Origin of the sequence: Enterobacter sp. DC1 (assembly GCF_000568075.1) — a bacterium.
In the GTDB taxonomy this organism is placed as follows: domain Bacteria; phylum Pseudomonadota; class Gammaproteobacteria; order Enterobacterales; family Enterobacteriaceae; genus Enterobacter; species Enterobacter asburiae.
The window spans coordinates 1-12,685 of record NZ_AZUA01000011.1; the positions used below are offsets into that span (position 1 = coordinate 1).

Here is a 12,685-nt window from a genome sequence, read left to right on the forward strand (position 1 = left end):
GAAACATCTTCGGGTTGTGAGGTTAAGCGACTAAGCGTACACGGTGGATGCCCTGGCAGTCAGAGGCGATGAAGGACGTGCTAATCTGCGAAAAGCGCCGGCGAGGTGATATGAACCTTTGACCCGGCGATGTCCGAATGGGGAAACCCAGTGCAATTCGTTGCACTATCGTTAACTGAATACATAGGTTAACGAGGCGAACCGGGGGAACTGAAACATCTAAGTACCCCGAGGAAAAGAAATCAACCGAGATTCCCCCAGTAGCGGCGAGCGAACGGGGAGCAGCCCAGAGTCTGAATCAGCTTGTGTGTTAGTGGAAGCGTCTGGAAAGTCGCACGGTACAGGGTGACAGTCCCGTACACGAAAGCACACAGGTTGTGAACTCGAAGAGTAGGGCGGGACACGTGGTATCCTGTCTGAATATGGGGGGACCATCCTCCAAGGCTAAATACTCCTGACTGACCGATAGTGAACCAGTACCGTGAGGGAAAGGCGAAAAGAACCCCGGCGAGGGGAGTGAAATAGAACCTGAAACCGTGTACGTACAAGCAGTGGGAGCACCTTCGTGGTGTGACTGCGTACCTTTTGTATAATGGGTCAGCGACTTATATTCTGTAGCAAGGTTAACCGTATAGGGGAGCCGAAGGGAAACCGAGTCTTAACTGGGCGTTAAGTTGCAGGGTATAGACCCGAAACCCGGTGATCTAGCCATGGGCAGGTTGAAGGTTGGGTAACACTAACTGGAGGACCGAACCGACTAATGTTGAAAAATTAGCGGATGACTTGTGGCTGGGGGTGAAAGGCCAATCAAACCGGGAGATAGCTGGTTCTCCCCGAAAGCTATTTAGGTAGCGCCTCGTGAACTCATCTTCGGGGGTAGAGCACTGTTTCGGCTAGGGGGCCATCCCGGCTTACCAACCCGATGCAAACTACGAATACCGAAGAATGTTATCACGGGAGACACACGGCGGGTGCTAACGTCCGTCGTGAAGAGGGAAACAACCCAGACCGCCAGCTAAGGTCCCAAAGTCATGGTTAAGTGGGAAACGATGTGGGAAGGCACAGACAGCCAGGATGTTGGCTTAGAAGCAGCCATCATTTAAAGAAAGCGTAATAGCTCACTGGTCGAGTCGGCCTGCGCGGAAGATGTAACGGGGCTAAACCATGCACCGAAGCTGCGGCAGCGACACTCAGGTGTTGTTGGGTAGGGGAGCGTTCTGTAAGCCGTTGAAGGTGTGCTGTGAGGCATGCTGGAGGTATCAGAAGTGCGAATGCTGACATAAGTAACGATAAAGCGGGTGAAAAGCCCGCTCGCCGGAAGACCAAGGGTTCCTGTCCAACGTTAATCGGGGCAGGGTGAGTCGACCCCTAAGGCGAGGCCGAAAGGCGTAGTCGATGGGAAACAGGTTAATATTCCTGTACTTGGTGTTACTGCGAAGGGGGGACGGAGAAGGCTATGTTAGCCGGGCGACGGTTGTCCCGGTTTAAGCATGTAGGCGGAGGTTCCAGGTAAATCCGGTACCTTATTAACGCTGAGGTGTGATGACGAGGCACTACGGTGCTGAAGTAACAAATGCCCTGCTTCCAGGAAAAGCCTCTAAGCATCAGGTAACATCAAATCGTACCCCAAACCGACACAGGTGGTCAGGTAGAGAATACCAAGGCGCTTGAGAGAACTCGGGTGAAGGAACTAGGCAAAATGGTGCCGTAACTTCGGGAGAAGGCACGCTGATATGTAGGTGAAGCCCCTGCGGGTGGAGCTGAAATCAGTCGAAGATACCAGCTGGCTGCAACTGTTTATTAAAAACACAGCACTGTGCAAACACGAAAGTGGACGTATACGGTGTGACGCCTGCCCGGTGCCGGAAGGTTAATTGATGGGGTTAGCGGCAACGCGAAGCTCTTGATCGAAGCCCCGGTAAACGGCGGCCGTAACTATAACGGTCCTAAGGTAGCGAAATTCCTTGTCGGGTAAGTTCCGACCTGCACGAATGGCGTAATGATGGCCAGGCTGTCTCCACCCGAGACTCAGTGAAATTGAACTCGCTGTGAAGATGCAGTGTACCCGCGGCAAGACGGAAAGACCCCGTGAACCTTTACTATAGCTTGACACTGAACACTGGTCCTTGATGTGTAGGATAGGTGGGAGGCTTTGAAGCGTGGACGCCAGTCTGCGTGGAGCCGACCTTGAAATACCACCCTTTAATGGCTGGTGTTCTAACGTAGACCCGTGATCCGGGTTGCGGACAGTGTCTGGTGGGTAGTTTGACTGGGGCGGTCTCCTCCCAAAGAGTAACGGAGGAGCACGAAGGTTAGCTAATCCTGGTCGGACATCAGGAGGTTAGTGCAATGGCATAAGCTAGCTTGACTGCGAGAGTGACGGCTCGAGCAGGTGCGAAAGCAGGTCATAGTGATCCGGTGGTTCTGAATGGAAGGGCCATCGCTCAACGGATAAAAGGTACTCCGGGGATAACAGGCTGATACCGCCCAAGAGTTCATATCGACGGCGGTGTTTGGCACCTCGATGTCGGCTCATCACATCCTGGGGCTGAAGTAGGTCCCAAGGGTATGGCTGTTCGCCATTTAAAGTGGTACGCGAGCTGGGTTTAGAACGTCGTGAGACAGTTCGGTCCCTATCTGCCGTGGGCGCTGGAGAATTGAGGGGGGCTGCTCCTAGTACGAGAGGACCGGAGTGGACGCATCACTGGTGTTCGGGTTGTCATGCCAATGGCACTGCCCGGTAGCTAAATGCGGAAAAGATAAGTGCTGAAAGCATCTAAGCACGAAACTTGCCCCGAGATGAGTTCTCCCTGAGTGGACGCATCACTGGTGTTCGGGTTGTCATGCCAATGGCACTGCCCGGTAGCTAAATGCGGAAAAGATAAGTGCTGAAAGCATCTAAGCACGAAACTTGCCCCGAGATGAGTTCTCCCTGACTCCTTGAGAGTCCTGAAGGAACGTTGAAGACTACGACGTTGATAGGTCGGGTGTGTAAGCGCAGCGATGCGTTGAGCTAACCGATACTAATGAACCGTGAGGCTTAACCTTACAACGCCGAAGCTGTTTCGGCGAAGAGACAGACAATCAAATTTCAGCCTGATACAGATTAACAGAATTTGCCTGGCGGCTTTAGCGCGGTGGTCCCACCTGACCCCATGCCGAACTCAGAAGTGAAACGCCGTAGCGCCGATGGTAGTGTGGGGTCTCCCCATGTGAGAGTAGGGAACTGCCAGGCATCAAATAAGTGAAGAGGCCATCCGAAAGGATGGCCTTTTTGCGTTTAAGCATCCAGAAATTTGTAGGCCGGATAAGGCAAAGCTGCCACCCGACAAGTCAAACTGCACTCCACGCCACAATAAACTCCGCAATCCCATCCACATCATTTAAGTCCAGCACCGGAACCTCAAGCGGCAATACAACATCACTGGCCACCGCAATCACATGCTCATCCAGCGTTAACTCGCTGAAATCATGCCCGGCATCGCTTCTGAACAGCAGGATCTTAGGCACGGCCTCATGCTTAAATCCCTCAACCAGCACCAGATCGAGCTTGGAATGATCCATCCGGCTGACCAGATAAGCGAGATCCAGCGGCGCCTCATCCGGCGTTTCTGTCATCAACGCCCAGCGTTGAGTACTTGCCACCATCGTTTGCGCCGCCCCCGCTTTACGCAACGCATAGCTATCTTTGCCCGGTTTATCGACATCCATATTATGGTGGGTATGCTTAATTAATCCTGGACGGATACCTCTTGCACAAAGCGCAGGAATGAGCTTTTTCAGCAGCGTGGTTTTCCCGGTCCCACTCCAGGCGGAAATGGCGACAACAGGTATCATCTTTTCTCCTGTATCATCTGTAAATCTTCAGGCGTATTCACATTCACAAATGCTGATTTTAAATCGCTAAAATCAACGGGATGACCACCAGACTCGCGCATAAAAGCCATCACCCTGCGCTCTCCCGCAGTCAGATAGGCCTGCAGAGCTGGCGCTAGCGATCGGTGCAGCAATGCGATAGCAGGATGGTCACGCTCGCCGTCATGTACCCAAACCACAGGAGCCGTACCCCGAAGCAGCAACAAACGTTCGACAAGACAGGACGGAATAAACGGGGTATCGCAGGGACAGAAGATGAACCACTCTCCGCGAGACTGTTGCATGACCGAAAGCATACCGGCCAGCGGTCCCGGGTAATCCTCAAGGATATCCTGGTAAACGGCGTACCCGCTGAGCTGGTAAGTATCGATATGCCGGTTAGCACTGATGACCATTGTCGACACCTGGCCTGCGAGCGTATCAGCGACACACTGCCATAAGGGTTTGCCATTCAGGCGTTGAAGCCCCTTATCTTTTCCCCCCATACGCGTTGCTCTGCCACCTGCCAGAACGACCCCAATGATTTCCTGGCTAAGATTCACGAATATCGCCTCTTTTATTGTGGGATTGACCCTGCTAACGTGTCACTCTAAATGAAAGGAGCACCACCATGAAATGTAAACGTCTGAATGAAGTTATTGAACTCCTCCAGCCCGCCTGGCAAAAAGAGCCAGAGCTAAATCTGATGCAATTTTTACAGAAACTGGCGAAAGAGTCAGGTTTTGACGGCGAACTGGCAGACCTTTCTGACGACATCCTGATCTATCACCTTAAAATGCGTGACTCTGCCAAAGATGCTGTTATTCCTGGTATTCAGAAGGATTATGAGGAAGATTTTAAGACCGCATTACTGCGCGCCCGAGGCGTAATTAAAGAGTAAAAGCTTGTAAGCGGCGGCACCGAAATCGCCACAAGATGATATCCTGAATCATTCGTATAATTTCCGGATGATCGGATGAACGACCAGGCTTTTACTTTCCAGACATTACACCCGGACACCATTATGGATGCCCTGTTTGAACAGGGTATTCGGGTGGATTCCGGGCTAACACCGTTAAACAGCTACGAAAACCGCGTCTATCAATTTCAGGACGAGGATCGTCAGCGCTTCGTCGTAAAGTTCTATCGTCCTGAACGTTGGTCCGCAGAACAAATTCAGGAAGAGCATCAGTTTGCTCACGATCTGCTGGATGACGATGTTCCCGTTGCCGCGCCGCTAAAATTCAATAATCAAACGCTCCTCACGCACGAAGGGTTTTACTACGCTGTATTCCCGAGCCTGGGTGGCCGCCAGTTTGAAGCGGATAATATCGATCAGATGGAGTGGGTTGCCCGCTATCTTGGGCGCATACACCAGACGGGACGCAAAAAAGCCTTTATTGCCCGCCCGACTATCGGGATGCAGGAATACCTTCTTGAGCCACGCGAAATATTCGAAACGTCTGCCATGATCCCCACTGCGTTAAAGGATGATTTCCTCAACGCCACCGATAAGCTCATTGCTGCAGTTAAAACCTGCTGGCGCGACGATATTTCCGTCCTGCGTCTGCATGGCGATTGTCATGCCGGAAATATCCTCTGGCGTGATGGCCCGCTGTTTGTCGATCTCGATGATGCTCGTATGGGGCCAGCGGTTCAGGACCTGTGGATGCTGCTCAATGGCGACAAAGCCGAGCAACGCATGCAGCTTGAAACCATTATTGAAGCCTATGAAGAATTTAGCCCGTTTAATTCAGACGAAATTGCCCTGATTGAGCCTTTACGTGCGATGCGTTTTGTTTATTATCTCGCATGGTTAATCAGGCGTTGGGACGATCCCGCATTTCCCCGGAATTTCCCGTGGCTTACCGGAGAGGATTACTGGCGTAGCCAGATATCTACATTTACTGAGCAGGTCAAGGTTCTTCAGGAACCCCCTCTGCAATTAACGCCGATGTATTAATTGGACACACCCAGGAGAGAGTTAATCATGAAAAAAATTTGGCTGGCGCTGGCAGGTATGATTCTGGCATTTAGCGCTTCTGCTGCGCAGTTTACCGACGGCAAACAGTACACCACGCTGGACAAACCGGTCGCTGGCGAGCCACAGGTTCTGGAGTTTTTCTCGTTCTACTGCCCACACTGCTATCAGTTCGAGCAGGTGCTGCATGTTTCGGATAGCGTGAAGAAAAAGCTGCCAGAAGGCACCAAAATGACCAAGTACCACGTCGAGTTCCTGGGCCCATTGGGTAAAGACCTGACCCAGGCGTGGGCGGTTGCGATGGCACTGGGCGTGGAAGATAAGATCACTGCGCCAATGTTTGAAGCTGTACAGAAAACCCAGACCGTTCAGACCACTGCGGATATTCGTAAAGTGTTCGTTGATGCCGGCGTGAAAGGTGAAGAGTATGACGCTGCATGGAACAGCTTTGTGGTGAAATCCCTGGTGGCTCAGCAGGAAAAAGCGGCTGCTGACCTCCAGCTTCAGGGCGTTCCGGCAATGTTTGTTAACGGCAAATACCAGCTGAACATGCAGGGCATGGACACCAGCAGCATGGATATCTTCGTACAGCAGTATGCTGATACCGTGAAATACCTGGTTGAGAAGAAGTAATTTCGCTGATGTAAAAACGCCGGTCACTGACCGGCGTTTTTGTATGAAGATTTAATATTGTCTATCTGTTCGTCTTTTTCTTTCCAGAGCGTATTGAGCCACTGCTGGAAACGACGCTTGAAATTCTTATCGTTAACGTAATCACCGTGCAGCCCGGCATCTATCGGGACCAGATCGACACGCACAACAATGCGCGTCAGTTTGCCGCTGAGCATATCGAAGAACGGCGTCTTATCGTTTTCCGGATAGCAGAGCGTGACGTTCAGGAGTTTATCGAACTGTGTTCCCAGCACGTTAAGCGCCATCGCAATACCCGCAGCCTTTGGCGGCAGCAGGTGCCGGTAAGGAGAGCGAGTTTGTTGATGCTTCTCCTGCGTAAATCGGGAGCCTTCAACAAAGTTCACGATGGTCGTAGGATGCGCGCGAAACTTTTCGCAGGAACGGCGTGTGGTCTCCACATCTTTGCCGCGACGCTCGGGATGACGAATCAAATAGCTGCGCGAATAGCGTTTCATAAACGGCATATCTAGCGCCCAGCAGGCCAGCCCGATAAAAGGTACCCAGGCGAGCTGCTGTTTCAGAAAGTATTTGTTCATCGGGATGTGTTTGCGAAAAAGCACGCATAACACCACGATGTCCGCCCAGCTGTGGTGATTGCAGATCAGCAGGTACCAGTTCTTCTTGTTAAGGCTCTCCAGCCCTTTGATATCCCACTTCAGATGCGGGTTAAGGCACAGCAGGATCGCCAGTCCTTCGCACCAGCAGTACATCATGAAGTTACAAAATGCGGACACGGCTCGCCACACCGCGGGGACAGGCAGCAGCAGTTTAACGATCCCGGCGAGAATGATCGGCACAGAGCAGGCGACAGTCACCAGGATAGTTAAAATGATGCTTAACAGTAATGTTATTGCAGCGAGCAATCTCGACATGATGAGCTTTTTCAAATGGTTAGCTGTAAGTGAGCGGTCGGCTATGCAACGCCGGGCGCTGATTTTACCAGAAAACAGACAAATTAATGGCGCTTTGACGTGATGATTTGATCGCTTTTACCCTGTCGCAGAAGATTTCTCTGTGATTCCGCGCTTAATAACGCTTATATCCACATAGACTAAATTGCCATCAGGTGACCATATAGATAAGATCTAATGCGATAACAGCATGATAATTAAGATCTAAAAATTAACTCATATGTATTTTTTACGTCTGTTATTCATATGAAGTGAAAGTATGCACAAACTTATCCACAGTTTGAATTTTGCGAGCGATCCTCACGATCGCAAAATCTTTTCCTGTATCTGGCGCTAATACCTGATGTTTTCATCCTTCTGTGGCATCCTTTACCCATAAATTGATTAAAGGCACGGACATTATGGTTCAGATCCCAGAAAACCCTCTTATTCTCGTCGATGGCTCTTCTTACCTGTATCGGGCATATCATGCGTTTCCTCCTCTGACCAATAGCGCAGGGGAACCTACCGGCGCAATGTACGGCGTGCTGAACATGCTGCGCAGCCTGATCCTTCAGTATCAGCCCACCCATGCGGCTGTAGTCTTTGATGCGAAAGGTAAAACTTTCCGCGATGAGCTGTTTGAGCATTACAAATCTCACCGTCCGCCAATGCCTGACGATCTGCGCGCGCAGATTGAGCCGCTGCACACTATGGTAAAAGCGATGGGGCTGCCGCTGCTGGCCGTCTCCGGCGTTGAAGCCGATGACGTCATCGGTACGCTGGCGCGTGAAGCAGAAAAGATGGGGCGTCCTGTACTGATCAGCACCGGTGATAAAGATATGGCGCAGCTGGTGACGCCAGGCATCACTCTGATCAACACCATGACCAACACCATTCTGGGGCCAGAAGAAGTGGTCACAAAGTACGGCGTGCCGCCTGAGCTGATTATCGACTTCCTCGCGTTGATGGGCGACTCCTCCGATAATATCCCGGGTGTCCCTGGCGTCGGTGAAAAAACCGCGCAGGCGCTGCTTCAGGGGCTGGGCGGTCTGGACACGCTGTACGCGGAATCAGATAAAATCGCCGGGCTCTCCTTCCGTGGTGCAAAAACCATGGCCGGAAAGCTGGAAGAGAACAAAGAGGTGGCTTATCTCTCCTATAAGCTGGCGACAATCAAAACCGATGTCGAACTGGAGCTGGGCTGTGAGCAGCTTGAAGTGCAACAGCCTTCCGCTGACGATCTGCTGAGCCTGTTTAAGAAATACGAATTCAAGCGCTGGATCACTGACGTGGAAGCCGGTAAATGGCTACAGGCAAAAGGGGCTAAACCTGCTGCAAAGCCGAAGGAGACGATCGTCGTTGACGCAGAAGAGCAGGCGGAAGAAGAAGCCGTGGCGCTTTCCTTCGACAACTACGAAACCATTCTTGAAGAGTCGCAGCTGATCGCCTGGATCGAGAAACTCAAAAAGGCACCCGTCTTTGCTTTTGATACCGAAACAGACAGCCTCGATAACATCTCTGCCAATATGGTTGGCCTGTCATTTGCGACAGAGCCGGGTATTGCCGCCTACGTTCCCGTGGCGCACGATTACCTGGATGCGCCGGAGCAAATTTCCCGTGAACGCGTGCTTGAGCTGCTGAAGCCGATTCTGGAAGACGAAAAGGCGCTCAAGGTTGGGCAAAACCTCAAGTACGACCGCGGCATTCTGCAAAACTACGGCATTGAACTGCGCGGGATTGCCTTCGACACCATGCTTGAATCCTACATTCTGGACAGCGTCGCGGGTCGTCATGATATGGATTCCTTATCTGACCGCTGGCTCAAGCACAAAACCATCACCTTTGAAGAGATTGCCGGTAAAGGGAAAAATCAGCTCACCTTTAACCAGATTGCTCTGGAAGAAGCGGGGCGCTACGCGGCGGAAGACGCAGATGTCACGCTGCAGCTGCACCTGAAGATGTGGCCAAAACTGCAGAAGCATGAAGGTCCGCTGAACGTGTTCCAGCATATCGAGATGCCGCTTGTGCCCGTGCTGTCCCGCATTGAACGCAACGGCGTGAAAATCGACCCAACGGTGCTGCATAACCACTCCGGGGAGCTGGCGCAGCGTCTGACCGAGCTCGAGCAAAAAGCGCATGAGCTTGCAGGCGAGCCGTTTAACCTCTCTTCACCGAAGCAGCTGCAAACCATTCTGTTTGAAAAGCAGGGCATCAAGCCGCTGAAGAAGACCCCTGGCGGCGCGCCGTCAACCTCTGAAGAGGTGCTGGAAGAGCTGGCGCTGGATTACCCGCTGCCAAAAGTGATTCTGCAGTACCGTGGCCTCGCGAAGCTGAAGTCTACCTACACCGACAAGCTCCCGCTGATGATTAACCCGAAAACGGGTCGTGTGCACACGTCGTACCATCAGGCTGTCGCGGCGACCGGTCGTCTCTCATCAACCGATCCCAACCTGCAGAACATACCGGTACGTAACGAAGAAGGCCGCCGTATTCGCCAGGCTTTCATCGCACCAGAGGATTACCTGATTGTCTCTGCTGACTACTCGCAAATTGAGCTGCGCATTATGGCGCATCTGTCCCGCGACAAAGGCCTGCTGACCGCGTTTGCCGAAGGGAAGGATATCCACCGGGCAACCGCGGCGGAAGTCTTCGGCTTGCCGCTGGACAGCGTGACCAACGAGCAACGCCGCAGCGCAAAGGCGATCAACTTCGGTCTGATTTACGGCATGAGCGCATTTGGTCTTTCGCGCCAGCTCAACATTCCGCGCAAAGAGTCGCAGAAGTATATGGATCTCTATTTCGAGCGTTATCCGGGCGTGCTGGAATATATGGAACGCACCCGCGCGCAGGCAAAGGAAAAAGGTTACGTCGAAACCCTGGATGGCCGCCGTCTCTACTTACCGGACATCAAATCCAGCAACGCGGCGCGTCGTGCTGGCGCAGAGCGTGCGGCGATCAACGCCCCGATGCAGGGTACCGCGGCGGACATTATTAAGCGTGCAATGATTGCCGTTGATGCCTGGCTGGAAAAAGAGAAGCCTCGCGTGAAAATGATCATGCAGGTACACGATGAACTGGTATTTGAAGTGCACAAAGACGACCTCGATGCCGTGTCGAAGAAGATCCACGAACTGATGGAAAGCAGCATGACGCTTGACGTGCCGTTGCTGGTGGAAGTGGGAAGTGGCGAAAACTGGGATCAGGCTCACTAACGGTTCTTCGCATAACGCGCTTTTTATGTAAGTTTGCAACATAACAACGCGCGTTTTGTGACAATCATTAGAATTCCCTATGTAAAGAATGAAAAAAAACTACAAAAAGTGCTTTTTCTGCAGCACAAAAAGGGGTAGAGTTGTCGGCGTAGGGTACAGAGGTAAGATGTTCTATCTTTCAGACCTTTTACTTCACGTAATCGGATTTGGCTGAATATTTTAGCCGCCCCAGTCAGTAATGACTGGGGCGTTTTTTATTGCGTCAAAGAAAAGTTCAGGCAAAAAAAACGCGGCTATCGCCGCGCTCGGTATTACTCTTCTTCCGCTTCCGTCGCGGGTTCCAGCTCGCTAAACCAGTTATCGAGCTTCTGACGCAGCTTGTCCACGCCCAGCTTTTTCAGCGAGGAGAACGGCTCAACCTGCACATCACCGTTGAACGCCAGCACCGCTTCGCGAACCATATTCACCTGCGCTTTACGCGCGCCGCTCGCCAGCTTATCGGCTTTCGTCAGCAGCACCAGCACGGCGATATCGCTTGCTACAGCCCAGTCGATCATCTGCTGATCCAAATCTTTCAGGGGATGGCGAATATCCATCAGCACCACCAGACCTTTCAGGCACAGGCGTTTTTCCAGGTATTCACCCAGCGCACGCTGCCACTTGATTTTCATCTCTTCCGGTACCTGCGCGTAACCGTAGCCCGGTAAGTCGACCAGGCGTTTGCCCTCAGCGACTTCAAACAGGTTGATCAGCTGGGTACGGCCAGGTGTTTTTGAGGTGCGCGCCAGGCTCTTCTGATTGGTCAGCGTATTCAGGGCGCTGGATTTCCCCGCATTGGAGCGGCCAGCAAAAGCCACTTCAATACCGGTATCAGAAGGAAGGTGGCGAATATCGGGCGCACTGGTGACAAAATGCGTCTGTTGGTAGTTCCAGGTAGTCACGTGGTCGTCTCCAAAATCGTAATCTGAAGGGGATTATACCCGAATGCAGGCAAAAGGCTTTTCTGATTGCTATGAGCTGTAGGCGAATGCCACAACCGGTGTGAGAGATCGGCCAGTGATGCTATGGGAGATTTCAGAGAATTCGCAGGCGTCAAAAAAGGCAAACTGTTTTAAATCATAAGTTTATTTCCAGGTAATTATCTGAAAAACCCTTTTTGTACCGTTTCGTTGCTTGTTAGTTTAACGGAACAAGGTAAAGTGTGCGTCAGGGCGAGGAAGCCAACAGGAAATCGACTTAAGGATTAGGGTCAGGAGCGCCAGGAGGCGAAGACGCAGGATTGTCAGGATGACCAGCGCCAGGAGGCGTTTTAAAAGGAAATGGAACCGTATCACGGACGGTATTAGCCAAGGGATAAACAGGGTTTGTTGTTGGCAAACACGGAAAGTCTGACCCGCTAAGGGTTGTGAGTCAGGAAAAAAGGCGACAGATTGCTCTGTCGCCTTTTTTCTTTGCTTGCTTTCTGCTAGATTTCGCCGCAATTCTATACTGAAGAAAACGACTTAAAGATAAAACATCATGAAAAAACCAACCTCCGCTGCGGGCGCGAAACGCCCTGCAAAAGCACGCCGCAAAACGCGCGAAGAACTGAACCAGGAAGCGCGCGATCGCAAACGCGACAAAAAACATCGCGGTCATGCTGCGGGTAGCCGTGCCAACGGTGGTGGTGCAGCGGGTGCTTCTGCAAAAGGCAAACAGCAGAAAGACCCTCGTATCGGCAGTAAAACTCCCATTCCACTGGGCGTGACAGACACCCCGGTCACTAAGCAGCACAAACCAAAGAGCGAGAAACCTATGCTTTCACCGCAGGCTGAGCTGGATTTGCTGGAGAACGATGAGCGCCTGGACGCGCTGCTGGAACGTCTTGAAGAGGGTGAAACCCTGACCGCTGAAGAGCAGTCATGGGTGGATGCCAAACTGGATCGTATCGATGAACTGATGCAGAAGCTGGGCCTGTCATACGACGATGACGAAGATGAAGAAGAAGACGAGAAGCAGGAAGATATGATGCGTCTTCTGAAGGGTGGAAACTAACATTTGCACCCGGCAGG

At 52.0% G+C, this 12,685-nt stretch carries 10 protein-coding genes and 2 rRNA genes; 8 read left to right on the forward strand and 4 right to left on the reverse strand.

The window, feature by feature from the left end; translation table 11 throughout:
* Window positions 1–20: 20 nt before the first annotated feature.
* Window positions 21–3,048, forward strand: a 23S ribosomal RNA gene (locus P346_RS01310).
* A gap of 71 nt (window positions 3,049–3,119) precedes the next feature.
* Window positions 3,120–3,235 (forward strand): 5S ribosomal RNA (gene rrf, locus P346_RS01305).
* A 98-nt stretch (window positions 3,236–3,333) separates the two neighbouring features.
* Here the strand turns inward: rrf and mobB are convergent.
* Together mobB and mobA are read right to left on the reverse strand one after the other, a co-directional pair.
* Window positions 3,334–3,837, reverse strand: coding sequence for a molybdopterin-guanine dinucleotide biosynthesis protein MobB (mobB, locus tag P346_RS01300; RefSeq protein WP_032662672.1), 504 nt, complete (start codon window positions 3,835–3,837; stop codon window positions 3,334–3,336).
* On the reverse strand, window positions 3,834–4,418 hold the full coding sequence (gene mobA / locus P346_RS01295; protein WP_032662674.1) for a molybdenum cofactor guanylyltransferase MobA: 585 nt from the start codon (window positions 4,416–4,418) through the stop codon (window positions 3,834–3,836). Before mobA ends, mobB begins: the two co-directional genes overlap by 4 nt.
* Before the next feature lie 68 nt (window positions 4,419–4,486).
* Here mobA and P346_RS01290 point away from each other — a divergent pair, with 68 nt between their 5' ends.
* The 3 genes from P346_RS01290 (at window position 4,487) to dsbA (ending at window position 6,469) form a co-directional block, all read left to right on the forward strand.
* Complete coding sequence (locus P346_RS01290; protein WP_003861904.1) at window positions 4,487–4,756, forward strand: YihD family protein; 270 nt, start codon at window positions 4,487–4,489, stop codon at window positions 4,754–4,756.
* A gap of 75 nt (window positions 4,757–4,831) precedes the next feature.
* The gene (locus tag P346_RS01285) at window positions 4,832–5,818 is read left to right on the forward strand and encodes a serine/threonine protein kinase (RefSeq protein ID WP_032662676.1); all 987 of its coding nucleotides are present in this window, start codon (window positions 4,832–4,834) and stop codon (window positions 5,816–5,818) included.
* A 27-nt stretch (window positions 5,819–5,845) separates the two neighbouring features.
* Window positions 5,846–6,469: a thiol:disulfide interchange protein DsbA gene (dsbA, locus tag P346_RS01280; protein WP_032662678.1), complete on the forward strand. Its 624-nt coding sequence runs from the start codon at window positions 5,846–5,848 to the stop codon at window positions 6,467–6,469.
* A gap of 23 nt (window positions 6,470–6,492) precedes the next feature.
* Here the strand turns inward: dsbA and P346_RS01275 are convergent, their stop codons facing one another.
* Window positions 6,493–7,401 (reverse strand): acyltransferase, encoded by a 909-nt coding sequence (locus tag P346_RS01275; RefSeq protein WP_032662777.1) that lies wholly within the window; start codon window positions 7,399–7,401, stop codon window positions 6,493–6,495.
* A gap of 440 nt (window positions 7,402–7,841) precedes the next feature.
* Here P346_RS01275 and polA point away from each other — a divergent pair, with 440 nt between their 5' ends.
* Window positions 7,842–10,634: a DNA polymerase I gene (gene polA, locus P346_RS01270; RefSeq protein ID WP_032662680.1), complete on the forward strand. Its 2,793-nt coding sequence runs from the start codon at window positions 7,842–7,844 to the stop codon at window positions 10,632–10,634.
* Between the two features lie 166 nt (window positions 10,635–10,800).
* Window positions 10,801–10,848, forward strand: coding sequence for a spot 42 RNA, inhibition of DNA synthesis (locus P346_RS23765; protein ID WP_071892919.1), 48 nt, complete (start codon window positions 10,801–10,803; stop codon window positions 10,846–10,848).
* 97 nt (window positions 10,849–10,945) lie between these two features.
* Here the strand turns inward: P346_RS23765 and yihA are convergent, their stop codons facing one another.
* Complete coding sequence (gene yihA, locus P346_RS01265; protein ID WP_032662683.1) at window positions 10,946–11,575, reverse strand: ribosome biogenesis GTP-binding protein YihA/YsxC; 630 nt, start codon at window positions 11,573–11,575, stop codon at window positions 10,946–10,948.
* A gap of 577 nt (window positions 11,576–12,152) precedes the next feature.
* Between yihA and yihI the strand changes: the two genes are divergently transcribed.
* The gene (gene yihI / locus P346_RS01260) at window positions 12,153–12,668 is read left to right on the forward strand and encodes a Der GTPase-activating protein YihI (protein WP_032644299.1); all 516 of its coding nucleotides are present in this window, start codon (window positions 12,153–12,155) and stop codon (window positions 12,666–12,668) included.
* Window positions 12,669–12,685: the final 17 nt, after the last annotated feature.

What these genes read in the sequence shown, in the direction of transcription:
- polA (WP_032662680.1), top strand. Translation starts at nt 7,842, where the DNA reads ATGGTTCAGATCCCAGAAAACCCTCTTATTCTCGTCGATGGCTCTTCT.
- P346_RS01275 (WP_032662777.1), bottom strand. Translation starts at nt 7,401, where the DNA reads ATGTCGAGATTGCTCGCTGCAATAACATTACTGTTAAGCATCATTTTA.
- dsbA (WP_032662678.1), top strand. Translation starts at nt 5,846, where the DNA reads ATGAAAAAAATTTGGCTGGCGCTGGCAGGTATGATTCTGGCATTTAGC.
- yihI (WP_032644299.1), top strand. Translation starts at nt 12,153, where the DNA reads ATGAAAAAACCAACCTCCGCTGCGGGCGCGAAACGCCCTGCAAAAGCA.
- mobB (WP_032662672.1), bottom strand. Translation starts at nt 3,837, where the DNA reads ATGATACCTGTTGTCGCCATTTCCGCCTGGAGTGGGACCGGGAAAACC.
- P346_RS01285 (WP_032662676.1), top strand. Translation starts at nt 4,832, where the DNA reads ATGAACGACCAGGCTTTTACTTTCCAGACATTACACCCGGACACCATT.
- P346_RS01290 (WP_003861904.1), top strand. Translation starts at nt 4,487, where the DNA reads ATGAAATGTAAACGTCTGAATGAAGTTATTGAACTCCTCCAGCCCGCC.